Below are 25,384 nucleotides of genomic sequence, written 5' to 3'. Positions count from 1 at the left end.
ATGCTTCGCTTTTTAAAATTTCTGCCTTTGCTTTGCCTAGGATTTCTTCAAGCTCAAGAAGAAGTAGTTCAATCGGCTTACTTTGAATTTGATAAATATTCCTTAGACGAAAAACAGGCAAAGGACATCGTCGATTTTATAAAAAACACTGATTCAACCCGAATAGAATCCATACAAATTTACGGTTACACCGACGATATTGGCAAGGATGCTTATAATTTTAAATTGTCTACCAACCGAGCAAATACCATTCAGAACAAATTGTTAGAAAACGGTATAAAAAACAAAATTATTGTCACTATTGAAGGAAAAGGAAGAATACTAATTGACGATGATATTGTAGATAATCTTCCCGAAAAACGCTCTAAAAACCGTCGTGTGGATGTGGTTTTAAATCTTAAGGAATTACCGAAATTAAAACTATCTGGATTTTACAATACCATTCAGAAAGATCATGTAGTTGGCGACCACATTTACCTTGAAAACATTTTGTTTGACAAAGGCAGTAGCAAACTTAGCTTGAAAGCCAAAGCCGAACTAGACCGAGTAGCTTTATTACTGGTAAGATATAAAAATATTGAGTTTGAAGTTCAAGGCCATGTATGTTGTACTCCTTTAAACCAAAAAGACGCCATCGATAAAGACACACGCAAACGCCATCTTTCTATAAACAGAGCCGAATCGGTTTATAAATACCTTGCTTTTAGAAGAGTTTCTAAAAACCGAATGAAATTTAAAGGATACGGAAACACCGTACCACTAGGAAAAAATCCTGAATACGACCGACGCGTAGAACTTGTAATTACCAAAATATGATTTTGAAAAAAATTGGTTTATTATTGTTACTAGTTACACGTTTTGGATTCGCACAAGAACAACAAAAAGTTGTTACTGTTTTTTTCAGTTCAAATGATTTCTCAATCAACCAAGATGCCGAAAAAACATTGAATTCATTTTTTTCTGATTCAGAAATGTTGATTTCAAGTATTGAAATTAACGGATTTTGTGACGATATTGGAAGTACTGAAGCCAATAAAACTCTATCGCTAAAACGAGCCAATGCAGTTGCAGAATACCTTCAAGACAATTACAATCTTGAAGTTGATGCACTCAAAGGTAATGGTGAAATTGAACTAAATTCATCCGGTATAAATACCGATGAAATTAGAAAAAACAATAGAAAATCGACTTTAAAAATTAATTTTTCTATAAAAACTAAAAAAGATGTTCCAACACTTTTAACCTCATACATAGGTTATAAAAAGCTTGATGACACGCTGAAAATTGGTGATAAAATTCTTATCGAAAACCTTGTTTTTAAAGGTAGTTTGACGCACTTTGAGGACAGCGAAATTGCCGAAAAAGAATTATCTAGAATTTTTCTTTATTTGAAAGAACATCCAACAGTTGAAATAGAAATTCACGGTCATGTATGCTGCATTAGCACAGCTTTTAAAGATGCTAGAGATGTGGAATCTGGAAAAAACAACTTATCGGAAACTCGAGCTAAAAAAATTTATGATTTCTTAGTTTCTAAAGGAATATCTGAAAACAGAATGGCACATGCTGGCTTTGGCAGAAAATTTCCTATCCCGAATACAGCTGAATTGCTCAACAAACGGGTAGAAATTGTAATTGTGAAATTGTAATTAGTTGCGTTTCATTTCAATATGTTCAATATCATCTTCCAGATACATTGCGCTGGTTTGAACAAAGCCATGACTTTCATAAAACTTTTTTAAATACAGCTGTGCCGAAATGGTAATTTTGGATTCATTGTAATTGTGTTCAATTCCCGCAATGGCTTGTTTCATCATGTCATGACCAAACTTTTTATCCCGCGCATCGGGATGAATCACGACACGACCAATGGAAGCATCATCAAAATAATCGCCGCTTTTAAATAATCTGGCGTAAGCTACAATTTGATTGTTATACTCGCCAATCAAATGCAAGGCTTTCTCATCTTTACCGTCCATGTCTTGATAAACGCAATTTTGCTCTACTACGAAGACAAAAGATCGCAGTTGAAGCACTTTATATAGTTCTTGCAAAGAAAGTTCTTTAAATGGCTTTATTTTCCAGTTTATTGTTTCGGACATGTTGTAATTATTTTTTCTTTAAAAATTGTACCGATTTTATTATTGCTTCCAGCTCAAACATAAGATCTCGTTTTTGCTTTGATGGTGCATAACAAAATCCTTCGAGAACTAGTATTCGGTTGTTTTTTTTGTCAATTATAGCGTAATTAATAAACGGACCGCTCATCGAATCGTACTTCAATTCCCAATTACCTTTGGTTTCAAATGTTTCTCTTCCAAAAATTTTAGTCTTAGAAAAATAAGGAGCAAAAGCAGGTTCGGTAATCATTCGTGTTTTTGGAACAGCGCCGTGAATGTAAATATTTCCTATAGAATCCCGAATCTTAATAATACGATTTATGGCTTTAGAATCGTTTTTTAAACTTGAAAGCGGAATTTGATACATAATTAAACTCAAGCTACCACTAGTTATTTCTTTTTTGAACCACATGAATTTTTTTCCATGCATTACCATTCGATACTTATTGGGAATCGTAAGTTTTATATTAAATTTTTCAGAAATTTTTTTAGTGTCGACAATCGAATCTTCTTTGATTTGATTTTGTAGTGTTTTTATTTCCGATTCTTTAATCGTATTTACAATTAACGAATCGTTAGATTGAATAGAGTCCAGCAACTCTTGAACCGTCTTGCCTGAAATGTGAACAACTACTTGTGGCTTAGAAAACTCGTTGGAAACTATTCGAAATTGGCTTTTGGCTTCTTTTTTTATAACAATAATATTTCTACTGTTACTCATAAAGCCTTCAAGTAATTTTACGGGATATTGATTTAAAGAAAAAATAGGCTCTTCTTGCGGAAGTCCTAAAACTGGTGATGCAAATTTATTTCGAATGCTATCGCCAACTTCGCCATTCCATAACTGATCGTCAACAATTACAGATACTGTATTGATTTTTCCTGAAATTTCGGTAGTACTTCGCGACTTTTTTTCGTTGCATGAAAAAAATAGTACGATAAGTAACAGACAAAAAAAATGGGCTTTATTCATAGTTAGAAATAAAGCCCAAATTTATAGAAGATTTTTGGTATTATCCGTTAATTTTTAATTTCATTCCAGGATGAATTCCTTCGCCTGTAATATTATTCCATTTCTTAATATCTGAAACGGTTACACCAGGAAACTTTTGTGAGATTTTAAATAATGAATCTCCTTTTTGAACTTGATATAATTTTTCATTCGATTTTTTAGCTACAGCTGCGTACTCTTTTTTACTTTTATTTTTAGAATCTGAAGCAACTTCTTTTCCAACAATCAATTTATCACCTTGTTTAATATTGGTATCAGAAAGTGAATTCCACTCTAAAATATCGTTTATAGATACATTGTACTTTCTAGCAATTGTTCCTAAAAATTCACCTTTTGCAACGGTGTGTTCTATTGATTTAGTTTCTTTGTTTTCTGATGTTTCTGCAATTGTACTTCCAGTAACAACCATCTGAGAACCTAATTTTACATTATTGTCTGGCAAATTGTTCCAGTCTTTTAATTCTTGTACCGAAACGTTATTTTTCTTAGCAATAGCGCTTAAATTATCACCTTTTTCAACCACATAATAATCTGAAGTTGTTGTTGCTGTTTTTTCGTCTTTCTTAAGTTCTGCTTTCGCTTTCTTAGTGTTTTCAGCTATTGCAGTATTTTTAACTGTCAACGGTTGTTTCACTTCTGTTTTTACAGTTTTAGTGATTTTTTCATTTTTTACAATCTTCAAGCTTGCACCAGCGATAATACTGTTTCCTTTAATTTTATTCCATTTTCTAATATCGGCTGCAGAAACATCATATTTAGAAGCTATTTCACCAATGTTGTCGCCACTTTTTACTTTGTGATATTTCACAACGTCTTTGTAAGTAACTACTTTTTCTGTTTTAAAAACTTTCTCTAATTTGTTTTCAGAAACTGCAACTTCATTATTTTCAGACTTAGCAACGGTATCTTTTACTATTTCTTTATTGTCTTTATACGCAACACGTTCAGTAGATATAATTTTAAGGCTTCTACCTAGTGGTGCTTTACTGCTTTTTAAACCGTTCCATTTTTTAATTTGTGTAACCGTCACATCATATCGGTTGGCAATTTCAGTTAGATTATCACCTTTTCTAACCTTGTGGTATTTGGTTCTTGATGTAAATTCACTTTCGTCTTTAGAAGGATTTGAAGGATCGTTTTGTTTTACCGATGCAATTCTTTCATGAGGCCTTTCACGTTGATCAGCTTGGTATTTTACATAAGCATATACCTTATCTTCGTTAGAAGTAAAGATTGCTATTTTATCTTTTGGAAGCCTTAAGAAATTACTATCACCTGTAACGAACGGAATTTCATTTCGTTTGTATGAAGGATTATAAAATTGTAATTCATCAACTGAAATATCTAATAAATCTGAAATTTGCTTGAAGGTCATGTGATTTTTAACCATCACTGTATCGGTGGCAAAATGATTTGCAATTGCTTTGTTAGGTACAATTCCGTGTTCTTTATGGTATTCAAAAATATACATTGTAGCTAAAAAAGCTGGAAGATAACCTTGTGTTTCTTTAGGTAAATTTTTTCTAATGTTCCAATAATTTTGTTGTCCACCAGAACGACGAATAGCTTTGGCAACATTTCCAGGACCAGAATTATAAGATGCTAAAACCAAATCCCAATCGCCAAAAATTTTGTACATATTGGTCATGTATTGAGCAGCAGCAGCACTAGCTTTCAAAGGATCGCTTCGTTCGTCTTCGTAGGTTGAAATATTCAGCCCGTATTGTTTTCCGGTTTGATACATAAACTGCCACAATCCTGTAGCTCCTACTCTAGAAACTGCTCTTGGATTTAGAGCTGATTCTACAACCGCAAGATATTTTATTTCAAGCGGAATGTTTTTCTTAGCCAATTCTTCCTCGAATATTGGAAAGTAAAACTGAGAAATTCCCATCAATCTTTCAAATCCTTTTTTTCTATTTTTTAAGAACGATTTGATTACGTTTTCTAATCCGATATTGTATTCAATGTTAAACGGAGATTTCTCGTCCAATAACTTCAAACGTTCTTTTAGTAATTCGGTAGGAAGTTCATAATCAACGCTAACATCAGGATTTACATTCTTAATGTCTGTCAATAAGTCTTCATAAACGTCTAATGAACTCAATTCTTTGGTCCACATGTTGTCTACACATGAGGCCATTTCATCGTTTACAAAAGTTTTTTTAATTGAATCTAAAAAGGATATTTTTGGTTCTTGTTTTACTACTATTTCTTGTTTAACAACGGTATCTTGAGTAGTAATTTCTTGGGCGTAAAATGCTGTTGAAGCTAATAACAAAACTGCTGTTAGATTATTTTTTATAGTCATATTTTATATTTTCAATATTTTAAAGTCACGTTCATCAATGCAAACATACCGACTAATAACGTATTAAATTGTCTATTTATTGTTAAAAATCAATACTTTAACTTAAAATGGCTTGTATTCCAGGTAAGGTTTGTCCTTCTAACATTTCTAGCATCGCGCCGCCACCAGTAGAAACATAGCTCATTTTTTCTTCTAATCCGAATTGTTTTACAGCCGAAACGGAATCGCCACCACCAACTAATGAAAACGCTCCATTTTGAGTAGATTCTGCGATAAATTCACCTAAAGTAATGGTTCCTTTTGCAAAACTTTCCATTTCAAAAACACCCAAAGGTCCATTCCAAAGTATAGTTTTAGATTCCATTATTACTTTTTTGAAGTTCTCTAACGATTTTGGACCAGCGTCTAAACCTTGCCATCCGTCAGGAATTTCGCGAACATCAACAATTTGCGTTTGTGCATCATTAGAAAAAGAATCGGCAGCAACTACATCAACTGGAATGTGAATTTGCACTCCTTTTTCTTTGGCTTTTTTCAAAATTTCTAATGCCAATTCCATTTTATCATCTTCACAAATAGAATCACCTATTTTTCCGCCAAGTGCTTTCACGAAAGTAAAAGTCATTCCGCCACCAATAATCATGTGATCTACTTTGTCCAGAATATTTTCGATAACGGTAATTTTAGAAGATACTTTAGATCCACCTAAAACTGCAGTTACCGGTTTAACTGAATTATTTAATACTCGGTTTAAACTTTCTATTTCTTTAGCAAGAAGTAAGCCAAAACATTTATGCTCTGGAAAAAACTGGGCAATTATTGTTGTTGATGCATGTGCACGGTGCGCAGTTCCAAAAGCGTCGTTTACATAAATATCTCCAAGAGACGCTAATTCTTTTGCAAAGGCAACATCTCCAGCTTCTTCTTCAGGATAAAAACGTAAATTTTCTAATAATAAAACTTCGCCTGGTTGTAGATTTTTAGTAGCATTTTGTGCTACTTCACCACGACAATCTTCTGCAAATTTCACTTCAACTCCAAGTACTTCTGAAGTTGTTTCAACAATATGTTTTAACGAATATTTTTCTTCTTTTCCTTTTGGACGTCCAAGATGCGACATCAAAATTACACTTCCTCCATCAGCAAGAATTTTATCGATAGTCGGTTTTGCACCATCGATTCTATTCACATCGGTTACTTTAAAATTTTCGTCTAATGGTACATTAAAATCTACACGAATTAGTGCTTTTTTATTCTTGAAGTTGAAGTCGTTTACAGTTTTCATTTTGATGATCAATATTTTAATTAAAAAAGCAAATATAGGGAATTTGATTTTTATAGAAAATTGAGTGTCAATTTTGTGTAAGTTACAAACAATGTTTTCGTGAAAGTATGATAAAATGCATGTTTGTAAATGAATTTTTCTGTTATCTTTGCTTATGCATTTTTCAGAACTATTAGGTCACGAACACATTAAAAATCACTTGATTAAAAGCGCAAGTGAAGGTAGAATTCCACATGCTCAGTTGTTTATTGGTCCCGAAGGCACTGGTACTTTACCTATGGCCATTGCTTATGCGCAATATATAGTTTGTCAAAATACTGGTGCTGAAAATGAAGGTGAAAATAGTAGTTGTAATTTAAAATTCAACAACCTTTCGCATCCCGATTTGCATTTTGTATACCCAACAGTAACTACTGAAGATGTTAAAAAAAATCCGAAAAGCCTAGATTTCATTCAAGATTGGCGTCAGTTTTTAACTGAAAATCCTTACGGCGGATTGTTCGACTGGTATAAAATTTTGGGAGTTCAAAATAAGCAAGGAGAAATTCGGGTAGATGATGCTCAAGAAATTTTGAAAGCATTATCCTTAAAATCGTTAGAAGGAAGTTACAAAATAATGATAATTTGGATGGCCGATAAAATGAATATTGCAGCATCCAATAAATTATTAAAATTATTGGAAGAACCAACCGACAAAACGGTTTTTATATTGATTTCTGAAAATGAAGAAGACATAATCCAGACCATTCGTTCTCGTTGTCAAGTGTTGCATTTTAATGCTTTGCCCGAAAGTATAATTACCAATGCATTGATTTCTAGAAATTCTGTCGATGAAAAATTAGCGAATAAAATTGCACATCAAGCACAAGGAAATTATAACAAAGCATTGCATATTTTACATGAAGATAATGACGAATTGCCTTTTGAAAAATGGTTTGTCGATTGGGTTCGCGCTGCTTTTAGAGCCAAAGGAAATGCTGCTGCAATTCAGGATTTAATTTCTTGGAGCGAGCAAATTGCTGGTTTAGGACGTGAAGCACAAAAAAAGTTCTTGAACTATTGTGTAGAAATGTTTCGTCAAGCCTTATTACTAAATTACCAAGCAGAAAAACTAGTTTATATTGAACCAACTGTAGAAAAATTTAAACTAGAAAACTTTGCTCCTTTCGTAAATGGAAGTAATATTTCAGAAATTTTTAATGAACTTTCTGATGCTATTTATCATATAGAACGCAACGGTAATGCCAAAATAATTCTAACCGATTTATCTATAAAATTAACTCGATTAATTCATCGAAAATAAAACTACTTATTATGAACAATACTGCATCTGTTATCGTTTTGGTTTTTCTAGCTGTAACTTTTATTACATCTGCGCACGACAAAGTTTTTCATTGGAATGACAATATTTCTTGGCTTAAAGAACATTTTGCAAAGTCGATTCTAAAAAATGTGGTACCACTTTCACTTGGAATTGTGCTATTTCTTGAACTTATTGCTGGAATTTTAAGCATTGTCGGAATCTTCGAATTGTACCTAAATGGTGGAAGAATGTTCGGTTTTTATGGAGCAGTTTTTTCTTGTATAACTTTGATTTTCTTACTACTAGGACAGCGATTGGCTAAAGATTATGATGGCGCAAGAACCATTGCAATATATTTTGTTCCAGCGGTTTTAGCGGTTTATTGGTTGAGTTAAAAATCATAAGCTTTTTTTAACTAATTTTGTTATTATGGATCTAGAAACACAACGCAAAAACATAGTTCACAGAATATTAGATGTTCAAAATAATAATCTATTGTCTCAAATAGAAGCTTTATTGGACAATGATATTTACAGCTATTCGACTTCTGGAAAACCATTTACGGTTAAAGAATATAAAAATCATTTGGATCAAATAATAATTGCATCAGATTCTGGAACTATTGGTTATACAACTGAAGAAGCAAAAAGTAAAATAATTCGAAAGTGAAACCAGTTTTCTGGTCGGATGAAGCATTAATTTCGCTTCAAGCTTTATATGATTATATCTTTGAAGAAAGTCCGCAAAACGCAGAATTAGTTTTGGATTCACTTTTTGAAATTGGGGATAAATTAAATATTCTTCCAGAAAAAAACCCAATGGATCCGATTTATAATTCTGAATTCATTCGGTTTTTTCCTAAGTGGAATTTTAAAATTATATACCGAATAGAACCTTCAAGAATTTACATTCTAGATGTATTCTCTTCTTATCAAAATCCAAGAAAACTTCGATTTTAACTATTCAAACTCGCTTTAAACATTCGCAACTCTTCCCAAGAAAAGGCATCACCAACTTGTTCTTTTAACGGATTTAAAGATTCTTCTTTGTAACCGTGAAAGGCTTTTTCTAATGCTTCTAACTTGTCGGATGGCAAAACGTCTTTTATGCTAACGGCTTTATCTTGAATCAATTTAGTGAAATGACCGTAAATTGTTCCTTCGGTTAGTTTTCTCAAAAGTGCAATTTCGGCAATCGAATTTTTTTCAACCCAAAGCTCATAAGTTATTTGCGAAGTCGCTTTCTTAGGTGTTTTTTCAGCTTTGTTTTTCTTTGGAGCGTATAAACCAACGTTCTCTTTATCTTCAATCAAATTGGCATTATTGCGTTTGAAATCTTCATAAACTCGCTCCACTTTTATGGTTTTGTAAGCCTTTATTTCTTGCGAATTCAGGCTTTCTTTACTGATAACTTTATCGTCAATTACCGTTTCAATTAGTTTTTTGGCTTTCATCAATCGCAAAATGGCATTTACTTGAAGTTCTTCTAAAACCATCAATTCATCGTAAAATTGCTTGACTTGTTTTATACGTTTTACTTCTTCAATTTTGTATAAAAGCTCATAAACTAACGCGTCCAATTTTTCAAAAAAGTAATTGTAAGCTGCTACTATTCTATCGTTTATAAATTTGAAGTCTACATTTTCATCACGAAATAATTTATCCAATTGCGACATGAATTTACTCGCTGGATCAATAAGATTTTCGCAGAATTCCATTTGTTTGGTAGCCCATTTGCTGTGCTTCGACTTGGCCGATTTATCACTATCCAAATAACTAAATTTATGATTGCGCCATTCCTGAGCCAATTCATGCCAATCAAAACTATTTCTGAGAAACTTATGGATATAACCTTTGGTTTCGTTTTGTAAAGTAGTGTGTAAGATTTCTGCCGATGCTTTGTTAGTGGCATAATCCATCACATCATCATCGTTAGAAATGCCATTCATTCGTAACGGAGAAAGCAAAATTAAGCCATTTAAAGAACGTAAACGCGAAAGTGCGACATAAGCTTGTCCTGGTAGAAAAACTTGCGAAACATCAAGCGCAGCTTTGTCAAACGTTAAGCCTTGACTTTTATGAACGGTAATTGCCCAAGCCAATTTTATTGGGTAATGTGTAAATGTTCCCAATATTTCCTCTTCAATTTCCTTGGTCATTGGATTTACGAAATAGCGAATATTCTGCCATTCGTATCGCTCTACTTCGATAATTTTATTTTCTTCTGGAAAATGAACTCGTATTTCATCATCTGATAATGAATATATTACGCCCATTTTTCCGTTAAAATAATGTTTATCAAATGACAAGTCGTTTTTAATAAACATTACTTGAGCACCAATTTTTAATTCTAAATATTCGTCTAATGGATATATTTTATCTGGAAAATCGTCAACAATTCTAGCCTTATACTTTCTAGAAATACCTTCTAAATCATTGATTGATTGTGAGTTAATCGAATCGGCTTTGCTGTTGTGTGTCGTTAAAGTGATGTAACCTTTATTGGCTTTTAAATCGAAATTAGGTTGTACATATTGGTTTAAAAATGAAACATTACTCTGAGTTATAGTGTTGTTTCTTAAATTGTTAAGTAAATCAATAAAGACTTCGTCCGTCTGACGAAAAATTTTAGACAACTCAATATACAAAGGCGGATTTTGCTGAATAACATGCGAATGGAAAAAGAATTTTCCTTTGTAGTATTTACGAAGCGTTCGCCATTCGTCATCGCGAATTACTGGTGGCAGTTGAAGCAAATCGCCAATAAAAAGTACTTGAACACCACCAAAAGAAATCTTTTTTTTGCGTACACTTTGCAACATGAAATCGATGGCATCGAGCAAATCAGACCGCAGCATACTTACTTCATCAATAATGAGCAATTCCATCTTTTGAATGACTGCTTTTTTAATTGCGCTCATTCTAAAATGACGTCGTAACGTATATTTGGATTCAAATTTTACACTTTCTGTAAACTGACCTTCTACATTACTGTCGGGAATAAAACCACCAAAGGGCAACTGAAACATGGAATGGATCGTAACACCACCGGCATTTAACGCTGCAATTCCAGTTGGTGCAACTACTACTGTATTTTTGTGAGTAGATTTTAGAATTTCTTTTAAAAGAGTTGTTTTTCCAGTTCCTGCTTTTCCAGTAAGAAAAACAGACCGATTGGTTTGATTAATGAAGCGTAAAACATAATTTGCTTCGGCAGATATGGATTCCATTTGGCTTTTATTTAGAAATACAAATGTAAAATATTGAATATCAATTTACAAATAAAAAAATTCCAAATTCTAAAGTTTTAGAATTTGGAATTAATTATTTAGATAGAATAGAATTATTTCTTTTCTTCCGCTTTTGTGTCAGCTGGTTTTTCTTCTTTTTTACCCTCTGTTTTGTATTTGTCATTCACAATTTTTATAACATCTTTTGTAATGTCATAGCTATCTTTAGCATATAAAACTGTTGCAGCTTCTCCTGTTCCATAGATATAGTCAAAACCTTTTTCTTTTCCGTATTGTTTGAAAACTTTCTTAAGTTTACTAACCAAGCTGTCCATTTCTTTACCGCTTTCACCTTGCAGTTGTTGCAACATTCCTTGCTGAGCATATTGCAATTGTTGCTCTCTTTGTTGTAATTCAGAATATTTTTGTTGAGCCCATACCTGACCATTTTTTTGTGCGCTTGCTTGAAATGAATTTTTTTCACCTTCCAATTTAGTAGCTTCTACTTTTAACTCGGCACCCATTTCTTCCGCTTTTGCTTTATATTTAGCTTCGATATCTTTAGCTTCGGTACTTTCTTCCATTAATTTAGACGTATCAATGTATGCCGTTTTGTACTCACCAGAAGTTGACGATTGGTTACAAGATAAAACAGTAATTGATAGTGCTAAAATTGCAATTAAATTTTTCATTATTCTATTTATTGATTTTTGTTGTTTTTAATATTTGCCAAAAATATAAAAATTTAGTTTGTAATGAATAAAAATTACAATCTTGGCTATTTTTTATGACTATTGGTAATTATTATTGCTTTGTTTTTTAAAATAATTAAACTCTATTAAAACCCGATTCAAATAAAGCAATTTAAACAAGCTTCTCTTTTTCTTTATATTGATTCACATTTATACTTGTTTTTGTTTAAAAACGAGCTTTATTTTAGTTTTTAGCGTTTTTTATGACGTAAATATGTGAAGAATATTCCGAATTTTGACTTCCTTTCCAATTTGACTTCAATCCGATGAAAAAAGCCCTGATGAAATTCATCTTTCCAGTTTTGTATTTTTCGGATAATAAACTTACATAAAAACTATCAAATTTCATTGGAAGTACGTTGACCAATTCTAAATTTTGTTTTGCAAATAATTTATGAATTGCCGTTTTAGAGAAATGCCATAAATGAATTGGAACATCATAAGCGGCCCAAAATTCTTTGTAATAATTTGCATCAAATGATTTAAAATTTGGAACCGCAATAATAATTGTACCCGATGGTTTTATCAATCTTTTTAATTCTGAAATTTGATTTTCTAAATCTGGAACATGTTCTAAAACGTGCCACATGGTAATTACATCAAATGAATTGTTTTGCAATTGCGACAAATTTTCTACAAATGAAACTCCTTTAGAAATAGCAATTGCCTTTGCTTTTTCGCTTGGTTCGATTCCAGTAGTTTGCCAACCATCATTTTTTGCAACAGATAAAAAATCACCAACTCCTGCTCCAATATCTAAAATTGATCCTTTTTGAGATTGCGAATTGATAAGTTTTAATTTGTTTTTTAATGCAATTGATTTTACAAATTGGTACATTTTTTCAAATAAATTTTTGTTTCCATCGGTATGCGAAATATAATTTACGCTTTCATAATAACTAGGAAGTTTTTCTAAACTTGGTTGCGGATGCGTAACCAACATATCCAATTCTTGATTGTAAAGAAGTTCAAAAACTTCTTGCGAAACAGAATGGTCTTTTACATTTAAAAAATGTTTTGTATTTGATAAATCCATTAATTTAATTAAATAATTAAAAATTACGAATTACGAATTTTTAATGGTATGAAAAAATTTATTTTGCTGAAGTCTTTGTATCCTTGACTTCACAGCGTAGTTTCACGTGGAACAAAAATACTAATAGGTATTAGATTTTAAATATTAGACATCTATCATACTAAATTTAAAATATCTGAAATCTAACATCTAAAATCTTATATCTAAAATTTAAAATCTAACATCTGAAATCTAAAATCTAATATTTGCAATCTAATATCTGCAATCTAATATCTGAAATCTAATATTCCCTATCTACCCATGTGAATTAATAACACCGATATATCGCTTGGAGAAACTCCGCTTATTCTTGATGCTTGTGCAATTGTTGCTGGACGAATCTTCGCTAACTTTTGCTTTGCTTCTATCGACATTGATTTGATGCTTTCAAAATTAAAATCTTCTGGAATCTTTACGTTTTCTAATCGTGTTGATTTTTCTGCATTTGCACGTTCTTTTTCAATATAACCCGAATATTTAACTTGGATTTCGGCTTGTTCTAAAACTTCTCTATCCAAATTATTTTCAGAAACATAATTAGCAACCTTTTCGAATTTTAAAAAGTCTTCCAAATCTATTTGAGGACGCGAAAATATCTTAAACATTTTATCTTGCTGTACAATAGGAGAACTCTCTTTTTCTTCCAGAATAGGATTTGCTTCAGCTAATGATACACTAGTTTCTTTAAAAAAAGTAACCATTTTATCACTTGCAGCAAATTTTTCTTCCATTCGACGCATTCTTTTTTCAGATGCTAAACCAATTTCAAATGACTTTGGCGTTAATCGTTGGTCGGCATTATCCTGGCGCAAAAGCGTTCTGTATTCTGCACGAGAAGTAAACATCCGATAGGGTTCTTCTGTTCCTTTTGTAATTAAATCGTCAATTAAAACTCCGATATAAGCTTCATCACGCTTTAAAATCATTGGCTCTTTTTCTTGAACTTTTAATGCTGCATTAATTCCAGCCATCATTCCTTGAGAAGCAGCTTCTTCATAACCAGTTGTTCCGTTTATTTGTCCGGCAAAATATAAACCATCAACCAATTTAGTTTCTAATGTATGTTTTAATTGCGTTGGTGGAAAATAATCATATTCAATAGCATATCCAGGACGAAAGAATTTTACTTTTTCAAATCCTGCAACCGAACTCAAAGCTTTAAATTGAATGTCTTCTGGAAGCGATGTTGAAAATCCATTTACATAAACTTCGCACGTATCCCAACCCTCAGGTTCTATAAATAGTTGATGTCTTTCTTTATCTGCAAATCGATTTATTTTATCTTCAATTGAAGGACAGTATCTTGGTCCGAGAGATTTTATTCTACCATTAAACATTGGCGAACGATCAAATCCTTCTCGAAGAATATCGTGCACGTCTAACGAAGTATACGTCATATGACACAATCGTTGATGAACTAACGGTTTGGTTTCGTCTGAATACGAAAATTTATCTGGACGAACATCACCTGGTTCTTCATTCATTTTAGAATAATCTAACGAACGTCCATCCACTCTTGGTGGAGTTCCGGTTTTCATTCTACCCGATTCGAAACCTGCTTTTACTAAATCTTCTGTGATTCCGTAGGCTGCACTTTCACCAGCTCTTCCTCCACCAAATTGCTTTTCTCCAATATGAATTAATCCATTTAGAAAAGTTCCATTGGTAAGAACAACTGATTTGGCTTTGATTTCAATTCCTAGAGAAGTTCTTATTCCTTCCACTTTACCGTTATTGATAATTAAACCTGAAACCATTTCTTGATAGAAATCTAGATTGGGTGTACGCTCTAACATCAATCGCCATTCTTCAGAAAATCGCATTCGGTCTGACTGCACTCTTGGTGACCACATTGCCGGACCTTTTGACTTATTAAGCATTTTGAATTGGATAGCAGTTTTATCTGAAACTATTCCAGAGTAACCGCCAAGCGCATCTATTTCCCGCACAATTTGTCCTTTGGCTATTCCGCCCATTGCTGGATTGCAAGACATTTGCGCAATATTCTGCAGACTCATTGTTACCAACAAAGTTTGTGAACCCAAATTTGCCGCCGCTGCTGCTGCTTCACAACCTGCGTGCCCTGCTCCAACTACTATAACATCGTATGTATTAAACATAAATTAATTAAAAATTACGAATTAAAAATTACGAATAAATCATAATTATTAAATCAATTGTATTTGTTCCACGTGGAACGTTTGTAAAAATCATTCTGAAAAATCCAATCGCATCAATTTAAAAAATTGAAAAGTCATTAATGTTCCACGTGAAACATCTTGATTTTTTCGTCTTCCTTTTGGCGCATTATCTGTTCATCTGTTACTGATTTATCCTTGTAGCCGCAGTAATGTAAAATGCCGTGAACAAGTACTCTTTTCAATTCTTCGTCGAAAGTTACCGCGAAATCCTTGGCGTTGTCTTGAACTCTTTCGATAGAAATGAAAATATCTCCGTGTAATTCATTTCCTACACTGTAGTCGAAAGAAATTATATCGGTCAATGTATCGTGATCCAGATACTGTTCGTTTAAATTTAATAGATATTCATCATCGCAAAAGATGTAATTGATATCACCTTCCTTTTTGTTTTCGGATAGAATTACGGACGAAATCCAACTTGATATTTGTTTCTCGTTTTCTAATTCAAAATCACTTTCGTAATTAAAACTAATCATTGCTTTTAAAATATTCTTGAACCTTTTGGTTGAAATTTGAGCGCAAAGGTAATGTTTGTCTGTTTAAAATTTCAACGCTATTCAAATAATCTTGTAAACGTTTTGGTAAAGCACTCGAAGTATTATTAAATTCTTTCTTGTTAGTTTCGGCCTGACGTTTCTTTTCTTCACCTTGAAGTTGAATAGCTTTATCTAATTTGAGCAATTCATACTTTAAGTTTAACATACGCTGCAGCGTTTCATTGTTAAAACCTTTATTTAAAAGTTGCTTTTCAATTTGCTTCATTTGATCTAAAGTTCCTTGACCTTGACCGCCTAAGCCTTGCTTGTTTAATTCATTTTGCAATGCTTCGCGCAGTTGTTGCTGTTCTTTATAAATTTCCATAATAGCTTTAGCATCTCCTTCTCCATCCTCGCCATTTTCTCCATCTTTATTCCCTTGACCTGAACTTCCTGAACCAGATTTACCGTCTTTTCCGTCTTTTCCTTTTCCGTCTTTTCCACCAGGTTTTTCTCCCGACTTGCCGTCTTTTCCTTCGCCTGGTTTCTCTCCAGGTTTATTACCTGGCTTTTCACCAGGATTCATTCCGTCTTTCATTTTTTTACCAAGACCTTCCTGCTTCTTGATAATATCTGGGAGCTGTGAATCGCCACCAGAACCTTTTCCTGGCGATGGTTTGCCCTTACCTTTTCCTGAACCTGACATGGACATCGACATTTGCATGTTGGTTAAGGTTTCAGCTAACATATCAGCAAGTTTATTTGAAGAACTTGTAGCAAATTGTTGATGCGAAACCCCTTTTGAAACATTAGCATCGGCAAGTGTTTCGATTGCTTTATCTACATTATATTCTACATTACCAACTTCCTTAGTTACTTCTTCAGCAATTTTTGGTCTACGTAGTGATAAAGCAAAAAGACTGTCGTCAACATGTTTGAATTGCTGTTTTAAATCTTGCTGAATTTTAAGGTTTTTATTGAACGATGGCGAACCTCTTTTCAAACCTTTAAATTGACCCATTACGTCTTCTTGAGAAAAAGAATATGCTAAAAGGTTGTCAAGAATTTGACGCAACATAGCAATATCTTCCTCCATTTGTTCCATTTCTCCACCTTCCATACTAGCCTCCATATCTTGGCTCATTTCCTTCATCTTCTTGGAAGCACTTTTTTGTTTCGGTTTAGCACCGGCTTTAGATTCTTTCTTTAATTCATCTGAAGCTTTTTTCAAATCATCATCAATACTCTTTTCTTTTGGCGCAGTTTCAGGTAATTCAATAGGAGCTTTCAATTCCTTATTTTCTTTCTTCAAATCGTTTAATTCTTCTTGAATGTTATCGAATTCTTTATTAATCTCATCTTGCTTTTCAGTCGAATTTTCTTTTTCATTTTCAGATAAACTATCTTGCTTTTCTGAAAGCTTTTCTAATTTATCAGCAATTTGCTCCGCCTTTTTTTCTACATAATATTTCTTAGTAAGTTCAACAAGTTGTTGCAAACTTTTGGTTTGATTTTTACTTTGCTGCTTTAGCTTATCCATCTTTTCGAACAACTCTTCTTTATCCAATTTCTCATTAAGCTTCTGAAGTTCGTCCAATAGTTTTTTATTCTTTTCAAAATCCTTATCAACTTTGTCAAGACGTTCTTTTAGTAATTCTTTCTTTTCATCACTTTTTTCAGATTGGAATTTATCTAAATTATCTTTCATTTTTTCAGCAAAATTCTTCATCATCTCCTCTTGCTGTTTTTGCTTATAAAGGAAATCATTAACTTTCTGCTGTTCTTTGAATTCCAAAGATTCCTTTTCCTTACCCATTTTTTGTAATTTCTCCATCTCGTTCAACTGCTTGTCTTGGGCTTTTAAAGATTTAGATAACGAGTTAATATTATCACTTTGCTGTTGCAAAATCTGATCTTCTTTTTCGACATCAGTTTCAATACGATTAGAGAACACTGATGACTTAGTAGTTTTGAAATTGTGAAGCGCATCATTATCAGATACCTCAAAATAATACTCATACGAAACGCCTTGTACCACTGGAAGATTACTTGGGAACGCAAAAACAAACTGATCATAATTATCTCTTTTAACTGCTATAGTTCCACGTTTCGCTGCATTAGGTTTGTCTTTTGGATAATAAACAACAGCAAGTTTAGACAATCCATAATCGTCTGAAACTTGACCTAAAACATAATTTTTTTCAATTTTCAAACTATCTGGAGCATTACCAACAGTAATTGTAGGATATTGATCTTTTACAACCGATAACTGGTAGTTCAATTTCTCATGATTCTGAACCAGATCATTGGATGTAAGAATTTGATAATCTGTATTTTGAGTAATATTTTTTGATAATAAAAACTGATTGTCTTTTTTAGAGAAATTATATTTTGTAGCAGCAACCACAAAGTCTACTTTCTGAGTTGCTAAAGTGTTCATTCTCCATGTAATTCTAGTTCCTTCAGGTACAACAGCATTTCCAGTTCCTTTGATTACTTCAGATTTTTTATTCAGATAGGATGGAAAATTCAAAACCATTTCAAAATTAGAAATAGACGGTACGGTTACCACTGCCAACTCATAATCTTTTGAAGAGACGTCGTTAGCCTCGATATGAAACTCAAGATTTTCTTTAGGTTTTGGAATGACAAATTGAAATTCACCAGCCTTATTGCTTTCCATAAAATAACTCTCATCACCAATAAAAATCATAGCATTTTCAGGAACGATTTTACCATTTGTTTTAACTTTAAGTAGAAAATCTTGGTTCTGCTCTGTTTGTAAATTCCTGTTCAAAACTTGAAATTCAAAAGGCGCTGGTGGCAAAAATTGTTGTTTGTAATTTACTACACGGTTGAAACTTTGTGAAATAATATCAATTTTACCTGAAATCAAAAAGAAAACAAAAAACAAAATTGGAATAATCGCCAGTGGCAAATACTTTTTATTGGTTCCAAAATTAACAGCATTTCCAAAAGGAATTGGTTGTAAGTTTGAAGCTTTTTGTTCGATTGAAGCTAGTAATAATTCTGATTTATTTTTATCATCTGAAAGTTGTAAAAAGTTGGTTAGCTTATCACCTACTTCGTTAAAATGATTTCCAATAATTTTGGAAGCTTCGTCAAAATCAATTCCCTTTTGAAGTTTAAAAAGTTTAAAAACTGGAAACAAAATAAAACGAAAGAATAAAAAAAGTTCTACTGCAACGAACATCCAAAATAAGACAGTTCTTGCCATTGGCTTAAGCCAAAGAAAATATTCGACAAAAAGTGTGAAAATAAAATACAACAAACCCAAACCGACGAAGAAAATTGTTCCACGTAGTAATTCATTTGTGTAAAACTTCTTAATAAACTGTTCAAGTTTACTGTAAATTATATTTTGATTCTCCAAAATTGTTGATAATTTGTTTATAACCGATAAAATTACAAATTTATACGAAGCACAAAAGTTAAATCTTTCAAAAGAAACGAGCAATATCAATGGCAATGAAAATGGCAATATCAATCTCAATTTAAAGGCTCAATCTTCAACATATAATTAAAAAAAATAATTTAAATTGACTTTTGAAATTGAAATTGATTTTTGAAATTGATTTTTGAAATTGAAATTGCCATTGATTTTTGAAATCGGTTTTTGAAATTGATTTTGAAATTGAAATTGCCATTGATTTTTGAAATTGATTTTTGAAATTGATTTTTGAAATTGAAATTGCCATTGATTTTTGAAATTGTATCTTTGCATATTGAATTAATTTTATACAAAAAAAATGTCTAAACAAGTTCGTGTGCGTTTTGCACCAAGTCCAACTGGACCTTTGCATATTGGTGGTGTTAGAACTGCCCTATTTAATTATTTATTTGCCAAGAAAAATGGTGGTGTTTTCTATTTGAGAATTGAAGATACCGACCAAAACCGATTTGTTCCTGGTGCCGAAGAATATATCATGGAAGCATTGGAATGGTTGGGAATAGCGCCAAGTGAAACCATTGGAACGAATGAAAAATTTGGACCTTACAGACAATCAGAACGAAAAGATTTGTACAAACAATATGCTGACCAATTGATTGATTCAGGAAATGCTTATTATGCATTTGATACTTCTGAAGCTTTGGATAGTTTACGAAAAGAATATGAAACTGAAGGAAAAACTTTTATTTACAACTGGAGCAACCGTGAAAAATTGGATACTTCATTAGTAATTTCTAAAAAAGAAACTGATAAAAGACTTGCTGCAGGAGAACACTACGTTATCCGATTTAAAACTCCGATTGATGAAACATTGCATTTGCAAGATATTATTCGTGGCGATATAAAATTTGAAACCAATTTACTAGACGACAAAGTTTTGTTTAAAAGTGACGGAATGCCAACTTATCATTTAGCGAATATTGTTGATGATCATTTAATGGAAACTTCGCATGTTATTCGCGGTGAAGAATGGCTGCCATCGATGCCGTTGCACGTATTATTGTACAGAAGTTTTGGTTGGGAAGCACCAGAATTTGCCCATTTACCATTGATTTTGAAACCTATCGGAAACGGAAAATTATCCAAACGTGATGGAGATAAAATGGGATTTCCTGTATTTCCTTTGGAATGGACAGATGCTTCCAGCATGATAAAATCGGATGGATATAGAGAAAAAGGTTTTTTTCCAGAAGCAGTTGTTAACTTTTTAGCTTTATTGGGTTGGAATGATGGAACCGATCAAGAATTATTTTCGCTGGAAGAATTGGCAGAAAAATTCGATTTGAATAGAGTTCATAAAGCTGGAGCAAAATTTGATCCTGAGAAAAACAAATGGTTCAATCATCAGTATTTGCAAAAACAATCGGACGACGATTTGGCGAAAGCCTTTGCTCCTATTGTCGCTGAAAAAGGAATCTCTGATTCGTTCGGAATGACAAAGCTGGTAAAAATTGTCTCCTTAATAAAAGAGCGTGCTAATTTCGTTTCGGAATTTTGGGAAATGAGTGATTTCTTTTTTGTAGCACCAACATCTTACGATGAAAAAGCTGCTAAAAATTGGAAAGAAGAAACACCAGGATTAATGCAGCAACTGATTTCTGTTTTAGAAAATATTGGAGATTTTACTTCGGTAAATATTGAAACTACTGTAAAAGACTGGATGACGAAAAACGAAATTGGAATGGGAAAAGTAATGCAACCGTTCCGATTGAGTTTGGTTGGTGCTTTGAAAGGTCCGCATCTTTTTGATATTGTCGAAGTAATTGGAAAAGAAGAAACCATCAAGCGATTGGAAAAAGCAATTGCTAGTTTATAAAAAAGGAAAGTCCCGATTGAATCGGGACTTTTCTTATTCTTTAAAGTGAGTTGCCTTGTAATAAGTTTTATTATCTGTTTCAACAACAATTAAACCAATATCTGTAAACACAGTCGAGAAATGTAGATTATTTTTTGACACTGCACTTTTTACATATTCAGCAAATTTTGGATGCAAATCGTAGGCAATTATACCTTCAATGTCAAACCTTTTATCATTTAATTCTTTGACATTTTCAATATTAAAATCTAATTTAAAAAACTCACTTCCAGTTTTAAACGATGATTTTATTTCATGAAAAACGACTTTGTTTGACTTTTCTTCCTTTCCAGTTTCCTTATCAATAATTCCGTAGTGTACAAACTCTGCATGCTCGTTTATAAATGCATAAAAACATAATTTATTATTTATGACAGACAAACTTGTATCGGTAAAATACATGTAATGGTCTTTATTAAATTTTTTATCATCAATTGCATTTACCGATTCCCATATTTTCTTGCCATTTTTATCAAATTTAAAAACATAGTATCCTTTTGGATTTGCCTCATCGTTTAGCTTAAATACTTTGTCGCCATATAATCCATAGATAAATATATCGCCAGTTTCTTTATCAATTATAAAGCTATTTATAGATAAATCATCATTGAAAAAAGGAAGATCATTATTTGGATAAGTATCTGTAAATCCGCCACCATTATTAGAATAAACCAATGTTTTACCGTCGGTAAGTTTTACTTCAAACGAAATATCTCCGACAATACTATCAGTTATAGGCGAGTATGATGTTTTATAAAGTGTAGTTGTTGAGTAATCCGATGTTATTGATTTAGTTATAAAATCTATATTGTCCTCTATAAAAAGTAAATTTAATCCTAATTTTTTACTAGGTTGAACATAACCCGGACCTATTAATCTATCAACATTTGGCTTGATAAATTTACTGATTTTTCTCTTTCTAGTAATATTATCAACTTTCTGGATTCTTAAAACATCATTTTGATAATCTATTTTTTGCGAATTTTTCTGATTTATTAGTTTAAACGTATATTTATCATTGAAGTTGTTGTAATATGGAAATTGTTTGGCATACGCGTCTGATTCTATCATACTGTATGATTTTGAAAATTTATTGTTTACAAAATAAATTTCCAATGGTTTAAAAATACTTCCAGTAATATCATGAACTCTTAACGTTTTCTCAGTATTAGAAAATTGAGTTGAATATAAATTTGCATTTTCAATAATCGTTGATTTTTTTCCGTCTAAATCATACATAAAAATTCCTGTAGTTTTAGAGCCCGCAATTAAACCGCCAATCCTTTTACCTTTCTCTATAACTATCTTTTTGCTTTTTCTTAAATATGTATAATTAACAGGTTTGTTACCTCTTACATAATCTTCTTTTAAAATGGTTGTCTGTGCTTCAGAAACTAGAAAAAATGATAGGGAAATAATTAATAAAAGTTTTCTCATTGGTTTATTTTTAAAGATTAAATTATAAATTAAATAGTATCTGACCACTAACCGTTCCAAAATTTCCTTTCAAATCGTTATTGCCATTTAACAAGCGTAAACCATCATCTTTGTTTAAATTATTCAAGATATTATTTACGCCATATTGATAAAAAAGTACCGCTCTTAAACGTCGGTTTCCAGCTGATAATCCTAGGTATAAATTTCCGTTAATTTTGGTTATATCTAGAATTTGTTGCGCTTGAAGCAACGTTCCGTTTATAATATTCGTTTCGTCTGTATCTTTAACTATTAATTTTCCGTTTACTTGTAAAACAGGACCAAAATCAAGCGATACATGATCTTTAACCACGTTATAACTCAGTAATAATCGCACTTGTACTCCATTCAAACTGAATTCGGTTTCCCTGAAAGGAGACGTTAACGAAGTAGTTTCTAACGAAAAGGTGTTTTGAAAAAACTGCATTCCGAAAATCATACTCCAATTGTTATAGTAATTTCCTCTCACTGAAAGTCCACCATTATATCCTATTCCGGGTTTGGCATTAAAATTATCTGTAAATAAATTTGATTGCGAAATTCCGGCAGTAATACCGATTCGATTTCCGTCTTTTTGACCATATTGAGCCAAAATTGTATTAGAAAGAAATAAAGCGAGTAAACAAAAAAAAGATTTCTTCATTATAAAATTATAATTTGTAACAAACATAAGTTATTCTCGTATAATTATCGTATTAACAACTTAATTATTCCATATGAACCCATTTATTATTGTTTTAATAGTCTTCGGATTATTTATTTTATTTGCTTCGTTTTTTACTGTTAAACAACAAACAGCTGTTGTAATTGAACGATTTGGTAAATTTACAAGTATTAGAAATTCGGGATTACAGCTTAAAATTCCTATTATTGACCGAGTTGCTGGACGAGTAAACCTCAGAATTCAACAACTTGACGTATTGATTGAGACCAAAACTAAAGATAATGTGTTTATCAAAATGAAAGTTTCAGTTCAGTTCAAAGTGATTCAAGATAAGGTATATGAGGCATTTTATAAATTAGAATATCCGCACGATCAAATTACAGCTTATGTATTTGACGTAGTACGTGCAGAAGTACCAAAGTTAATTTTGGATGATGTATTTGTTAGAAAAGATGATATTGCAATTGCGGTAAAACGTGAATTGAACGAAGCAATGACGACTTATGGATATGATATTATCAACACATTAGTAACTGATATCGATCCAGATATTCAGGTGAAAAATGCAATGAATAGAATTAATGCTGCCGATAGAGAAAAAACGGCTGCAGAATTCGAAAGTGAAGCACAAAGAATCAGAATTGTAGCTAAAGCAAAAGCCGAAGCTGAAAGTAAAAAATTACAAGGTCAAGGTATTGCCGACCAACGTAGAGAAATTGCTCGTGGATTGGTAGAAAGTGTTGAAGTATTGAATTCGGTTGGAATAAATTCACAAGAAGCGTCGGCATTGATTGTTGTGACGCAACATTACGATACTTTACAGGCAATTGGTGCAGATACCAATTCGAATTTGATTTTGTTACCAAATTCTCCACAAGCTGGAAGCGATATGTTGAATAATATGGTGGCAAGTTTTTCGGCAAGTAACCAAATTGGTGAAACGATGAAAAATCAACCTAAAAGAGTAAAATCTAAAAATGATACTACTTCAACAGATTACAATCCGAGTGATACTTCAAATCCAACTGAAGAAGTTTAAATAGAATTTATTTCAAATAAAAAAGAGGCTTAATTGCCTCTTTTTCTGTTTATTAACCATTTAATAAGGTATGGAATTGCAAGCTTTAAAACCGTTCCGTACACTCCAGAAAATACATTTTTGTATAAACCATAGAATTTAGAAACCGACTGTGATGGAAAAATACTCTCTTTAGTTTTATCAACATTTAGAAGTAACTTCTTGTAATTAATTTCTTTTTCTAGTTTTAGAATTTCTAAATCATTTTCAATTTCAGCGTAGGATGAATATTTTTTCTTCTGCATAAATTAATCATTAAAAAATATTTCTGAAAATTTCTCTAAGATTGGTCCTTCTACTATTTTGTCTTTAATCAAAAACAATAATCCAGCAATTACAAGGTATACAATTGCGATTGTTAAAAATCCTAATGAGTAACTGCCAAATAGATTGCCTAGAGCCAATGCGCCAGAAACCGAAACGAACAATAAAACAATCAGTAAGCAAAAAGCAATCAATGCAAATTTTAAAATCAATGTGGTTGATTTCATGGCAACTTTAAAACCCCAAAGTTTATAGTACGAAACTGTGCTGTCGATATATGCTTTGGCGCTTTCTTGAATTGCTTCTGATTTTTCTTGTAGTTCTTCGAAAGCCATTATTTCTGAAGTTTAGCGTTTTGTTTTTTAAGCTCTGCTAATTTTTGTTCCAAAAATGTAATTGCTTCTTCGGCTTTAACAGAGGAACTTGAAATAAACTCTTCTACCGTATCTTTAAAATCTGATTTGGTTTTAGAAAATTTTTCTTTTGTGTCTACTTCTATCGAACTCCATTTATCTCTGGCTTGATCTTTTAAATCGTCAAAATTGTCTTTTATCTTTTCTCTAGTTTTCGAACCTTTTTCTGGAGCAAATAGAATTCCAAGACCTACTCCAATTGCTGCACCAACTAAAAGTGCTAATGCGCCATTTCCGCTGTTGTTTGACATAAATTTTGATTTTGTTTTTATAAAGTTACAAAAAAATTAAAAGTTACTTGTTAAGATGCCGTTAAATGGGTAAAACTTATTTTAAAGGCGACAATTAAAAGATTTATTTAAAGACGATAAATGACATCAAAAGTTTAAAAAAATCGA

Annotated in this window: 23 protein-coding genes; 8 read left to right on the top strand and 15 right to left on the bottom strand. The window is 32.1% G+C overall.

Annotation, left to right across the window (positions count from 1 at the left end; translation table 11 throughout):
* Nucleotides 1-816: an OmpA family protein gene (locus ACZ098_RS07770; protein WP_487311175.1), complete on the top strand. Its 816-nt coding sequence runs from the start codon at nucleotides 1-3 to the stop codon at nucleotides 814-816.
* 2 nt (nucleotides 817-818) lie between these two features.
* A complete protein-coding gene (locus ACZ098_RS07765) occupies nucleotides 819-1,649 on the top strand; it encodes an OmpA family protein (protein ID WP_487311174.1) in 831 nt (276 codons plus the stop codon).
* On the opposite strand, the gene ACZ098_RS07760 is transcribed toward ACZ098_RS07765, so the two are convergent.
* From ACZ098_RS07760 to ACZ098_RS07745, 4 genes are all read right to left on the bottom strand, one after another.
* Nucleotides 1,650-2,102: a GNAT family N-acetyltransferase gene (locus ACZ098_RS07760; protein ID WP_487311173.1), complete on the bottom strand. Its 453-nt coding sequence runs from the start codon at nucleotides 2,100-2,102 to the stop codon at nucleotides 1,650-1,652.
* Nucleotides 2,103-2,109: 7 nt separating this feature from the next.
* Nucleotides 2,110-3,093: a DUF4837 family protein gene (locus ACZ098_RS07755; protein WP_487311172.1), complete on the bottom strand. Its 984-nt coding sequence runs from the start codon at nucleotides 3,091-3,093 to the stop codon at nucleotides 2,110-2,112.
* 40 nt (nucleotides 3,094-3,133) lie between these two features.
* Complete coding sequence (locus ACZ098_RS07750) at nucleotides 3,134-5,443, bottom strand: LysM peptidoglycan-binding domain-containing protein (RefSeq protein ID WP_487311171.1); 2,310 nt, start codon at nucleotides 5,441-5,443, stop codon at nucleotides 3,134-3,136.
* Between the two features lie 97 nt (nucleotides 5,444-5,540).
* Entirely contained in the window at nucleotides 5,541-6,728 is a 1,188-nt protein-coding gene (locus tag ACZ098_RS07745; protein ID WP_487311170.1) for a phosphoglycerate kinase, read from the bottom strand.
* Between the two features lie 154 nt (nucleotides 6,729-6,882).
* Here ACZ098_RS07745 and ACZ098_RS07740 point away from each other — a divergent pair, with 154 nt between their 5' ends.
* From ACZ098_RS07740 to ACZ098_RS07725, 4 genes are read left to right on the top strand one after another with little or no spacing between them, the layout of a single operon-like run.
* Nucleotides 6,883-8,031, top strand: a complete 1,149-nt coding sequence (locus ACZ098_RS07740) for a DNA polymerase III subunit (RefSeq protein WP_487311169.1) — start codon at nucleotides 6,883-6,885, stop codon at nucleotides 8,029-8,031.
* Between the two features lie 11 nt (nucleotides 8,032-8,042).
* Nucleotides 8,043-8,426, top strand: coding sequence for a DoxX family protein (locus ACZ098_RS07735; protein WP_487311168.1), 384 nt, complete (start codon nucleotides 8,043-8,045; stop codon nucleotides 8,424-8,426).
* 34 nt (nucleotides 8,427-8,460) lie between these two features.
* Nucleotides 8,461-8,700: a hypothetical protein gene (locus tag ACZ098_RS07730; protein ID WP_487311167.1), complete on the top strand. Its 240-nt coding sequence runs from the start codon at nucleotides 8,461-8,463 to the stop codon at nucleotides 8,698-8,700.
* The gene (locus ACZ098_RS07725) at nucleotides 8,697-8,990 is read left to right on the top strand and encodes a type II toxin-antitoxin system RelE/ParE family toxin (protein ID WP_487311166.1); all 294 of its coding nucleotides are present in this window, start codon (nucleotides 8,697-8,699) and stop codon (nucleotides 8,988-8,990) included. Before ACZ098_RS07730 ends, ACZ098_RS07725 begins: the two co-directional genes overlap by 4 nt.
* On the opposite strand, the gene ACZ098_RS07720 is transcribed toward ACZ098_RS07725, so the two are convergent.
* From ACZ098_RS07720 to ACZ098_RS07695, 6 genes are all read right to left on the bottom strand, one after another.
* Complete coding sequence (locus ACZ098_RS07720) at nucleotides 8,987-11,260, bottom strand: helix-turn-helix domain-containing protein (RefSeq protein ID WP_487311165.1); 2,274 nt, start codon at nucleotides 11,258-11,260, stop codon at nucleotides 8,987-8,989. The two genes, ACZ098_RS07725 and ACZ098_RS07720, sit on opposite strands and share 4 nt — an antisense overlap.
* A gap of 113 nt (nucleotides 11,261-11,373) precedes the next feature.
* Nucleotides 11,374-11,952: an OmpH/Skp family outer membrane protein gene (locus ACZ098_RS07715; protein ID WP_487311164.1), complete on the bottom strand. Its 579-nt coding sequence runs from the start codon at nucleotides 11,950-11,952 to the stop codon at nucleotides 11,374-11,376.
* 244 nt (nucleotides 11,953-12,196) lie between these two features.
* Nucleotides 12,197-13,048 carry a class I SAM-dependent methyltransferase gene (locus ACZ098_RS07710; protein ID WP_487311163.1) on the bottom strand — a complete coding sequence of 284 codons (852 nt, stop codon included), beginning with the start codon at nucleotides 13,046-13,048 and terminating at the stop codon, nucleotides 12,197-12,199.
* Nucleotides 13,049-13,338: 290 nt separating this feature from the next.
* Nucleotides 13,339-15,207 carry a tRNA uridine-5-carboxymethylaminomethyl(34) synthesis enzyme MnmG gene (gene mnmG / locus ACZ098_RS07705; protein WP_487311162.1) on the bottom strand — a complete coding sequence of 623 codons (1,869 nt, stop codon included), beginning with the start codon at nucleotides 15,205-15,207 and terminating at the stop codon, nucleotides 13,339-13,341.
* 137 nt (nucleotides 15,208-15,344) lie between these two features.
* Complete coding sequence (gene ybeY / locus ACZ098_RS07700) at nucleotides 15,345-15,764, bottom strand: rRNA maturation RNase YbeY (protein ID WP_487311161.1); 420 nt, start codon at nucleotides 15,762-15,764, stop codon at nucleotides 15,345-15,347.
* On the bottom strand, nucleotides 15,757-19,158 hold the full coding sequence (locus ACZ098_RS07695; protein WP_487311160.1) for a hypothetical protein: 3,402 nt from the start codon (nucleotides 19,156-19,158) through the stop codon (nucleotides 15,757-15,759). Before ACZ098_RS07695 ends, ybeY begins: the two co-directional genes overlap by 8 nt.
* A gap of 376 nt (nucleotides 19,159-19,534) precedes the next feature.
* Here ACZ098_RS07695 and gltX point away from each other — a divergent pair, with 376 nt between their 5' ends.
* Nucleotides 19,535-21,052 carry a glutamate--tRNA ligase gene (gene gltX / locus ACZ098_RS07690; RefSeq protein WP_487311159.1) on the top strand — a complete coding sequence of 506 codons (1,518 nt, stop codon included), beginning with the start codon at nucleotides 19,535-19,537 and terminating at the stop codon, nucleotides 21,050-21,052.
* A gap of 33 nt (nucleotides 21,053-21,085) precedes the next feature.
* On the opposite strand, the gene ACZ098_RS07685 is transcribed toward gltX, so the two are convergent.
* Together ACZ098_RS07685 and ACZ098_RS07680 are read right to left on the bottom strand one after the other, a co-directional pair.
* Nucleotides 21,086-22,528, bottom strand: coding sequence for a hypothetical protein (locus ACZ098_RS07685; protein WP_487311158.1), 1,443 nt, complete (start codon nucleotides 22,526-22,528; stop codon nucleotides 21,086-21,088).
* 22 nt (nucleotides 22,529-22,550) lie between these two features.
* The gene (locus tag ACZ098_RS07680) at nucleotides 22,551-23,210 is read right to left on the bottom strand and encodes a porin family protein (protein WP_487311157.1); all 660 of its coding nucleotides are present in this window, start codon (nucleotides 23,208-23,210) and stop codon (nucleotides 22,551-22,553) included.
* Nucleotides 23,211-23,283: 73 nt separating this feature from the next.
* Here ACZ098_RS07680 and ACZ098_RS07675 point away from each other — a divergent pair, with 73 nt between their 5' ends.
* The gene (locus ACZ098_RS07675) at nucleotides 23,284-24,270 is read left to right on the top strand and encodes an SPFH domain-containing protein (protein WP_487311156.1); all 987 of its coding nucleotides are present in this window, start codon (nucleotides 23,284-23,286) and stop codon (nucleotides 24,268-24,270) included.
* A 29-nt stretch (nucleotides 24,271-24,299) separates the two neighbouring features.
* On the opposite strand, the gene ACZ098_RS07670 is transcribed toward ACZ098_RS07675, so the two are convergent.
* From ACZ098_RS07670 to ACZ098_RS07660, 3 genes are read right to left on the bottom strand one after another with little or no spacing between them, the layout of a single operon-like run.
* On the bottom strand, nucleotides 24,300-24,554 hold the full coding sequence (locus ACZ098_RS07670) for a DUF6327 family protein (protein ID WP_487311155.1): 255 nt from the start codon (nucleotides 24,552-24,554) through the stop codon (nucleotides 24,300-24,302).
* A gap of 3 nt (nucleotides 24,555-24,557) precedes the next feature.
* Nucleotides 24,558-24,908 carry a competence protein gene (locus ACZ098_RS07665; protein WP_487311154.1) on the bottom strand — a complete coding sequence of 117 codons (351 nt, stop codon included), beginning with the start codon at nucleotides 24,906-24,908 and terminating at the stop codon, nucleotides 24,558-24,560.
* A complete protein-coding gene (locus ACZ098_RS07660) occupies nucleotides 24,908-25,237 on the bottom strand; it encodes a YtxH domain-containing protein (RefSeq protein ID WP_487311153.1) in 330 nt (109 codons plus the stop codon). The genes ACZ098_RS07665 and ACZ098_RS07660 overlap by 1 nt, the downstream gene beginning before the upstream one ends.
* Nucleotides 25,238-25,384 lie beyond the last annotated feature (147 nt).

The sequence above is a fragment of the Flavobacterium sp. SP2 genome (genome assembly GCF_057626655.1).
The sequence above is the reverse complement of the archived record's forward strand: the minus strand, read 5'-3'. Positions and strand labels throughout refer to the sequence as shown.

Coding starts and splice junctions, on each gene's coding strand:
- ACZ098_RS07730 (WP_487311167.1), top strand. CDS start 8,461: ATGGATCTAGAAACACAACGCAAAAACATAGTTCACAGAATATTAGAT.
- ACZ098_RS07670 (WP_487311155.1), bottom strand. CDS start 24,554: ATGCAGAAGAAAAAATATTCATCCTACGCTGAAATTGAAAATGATTTA.
- ACZ098_RS07770 (WP_487311175.1), top strand. CDS start 1: ATGCTTCGCTTTTTAAAATTTCTGCCTTTGCTTTGCCTAGGATTTCTT.
- ACZ098_RS07715 (WP_487311164.1), bottom strand. CDS start 11,952: ATGAAAAATTTAATTGCAATTTTAGCACTATCAATTACTGTTTTATCT.
- ACZ098_RS07750 (WP_487311171.1), bottom strand. CDS start 5,443: ATGACTATAAAAAATAATCTAACAGCAGTTTTGTTATTAGCTTCAACA.
- mnmG (WP_487311162.1), bottom strand. CDS start 15,207: ATGTTTAATACATACGATGTTATAGTAGTTGGAGCAGGGCACGCAGGT.
- ACZ098_RS07755 (WP_487311172.1), bottom strand. CDS start 3,093: ATGAATAAAGCCCATTTTTTTTGTCTGTTACTTATCGTACTATTTTTT.
- ybeY (WP_487311161.1), bottom strand. CDS start 15,764: ATGATTAGTTTTAATTACGAAAGTGATTTTGAATTAGAAAACGAGAAA.
- ACZ098_RS07665 (WP_487311154.1), bottom strand. CDS start 24,908: ATGGCTTTCGAAGAACTACAAGAAAAATCAGAAGCAATTCAAGAAAGC.
- ACZ098_RS07745 (WP_487311170.1), bottom strand. CDS start 6,728: ATGAAAACTGTAAACGACTTCAACTTCAAGAATAAAAAAGCACTAATT.
- ACZ098_RS07680 (WP_487311157.1), bottom strand. CDS start 23,210: ATGAAGAAATCTTTTTTTTGTTTACTCGCTTTATTTCTTTCTAATACA.
- ACZ098_RS07710 (WP_487311163.1), bottom strand. CDS start 13,048: ATGGATTTATCAAATACAAAACATTTTTTAAATGTAAAAGACCATTCT.
- ACZ098_RS07735 (WP_487311168.1), top strand. CDS start 8,043: ATGAACAATACTGCATCTGTTATCGTTTTGGTTTTTCTAGCTGTAACT.
- gltX (WP_487311159.1), top strand. CDS start 19,535: ATGTCTAAACAAGTTCGTGTGCGTTTTGCACCAAGTCCAACTGGACCT.
- ACZ098_RS07740 (WP_487311169.1), top strand. CDS start 6,883: ATGCATTTTTCAGAACTATTAGGTCACGAACACATTAAAAATCACTTG.
- ACZ098_RS07660 (WP_487311153.1), bottom strand. CDS start 25,237: ATGTCAAACAACAGCGGAAATGGCGCATTAGCACTTTTAGTTGGTGCA.
- ACZ098_RS07675 (WP_487311156.1), top strand. CDS start 23,284: ATGAACCCATTTATTATTGTTTTAATAGTCTTCGGATTATTTATTTTA.
- ACZ098_RS07720 (WP_487311165.1), bottom strand. CDS start 11,260: ATGGAATCCATATCTGCCGAAGCAAATTATGTTTTACGCTTCATTAAT.
- ACZ098_RS07760 (WP_487311173.1), bottom strand. CDS start 2,102: ATGTCCGAAACAATAAACTGGAAAATAAAGCCATTTAAAGAACTTTCT.
- ACZ098_RS07685 (WP_487311158.1), bottom strand. CDS start 22,528: ATGAGAAAACTTTTATTAATTATTTCCCTATCATTTTTTCTAGTTTCT.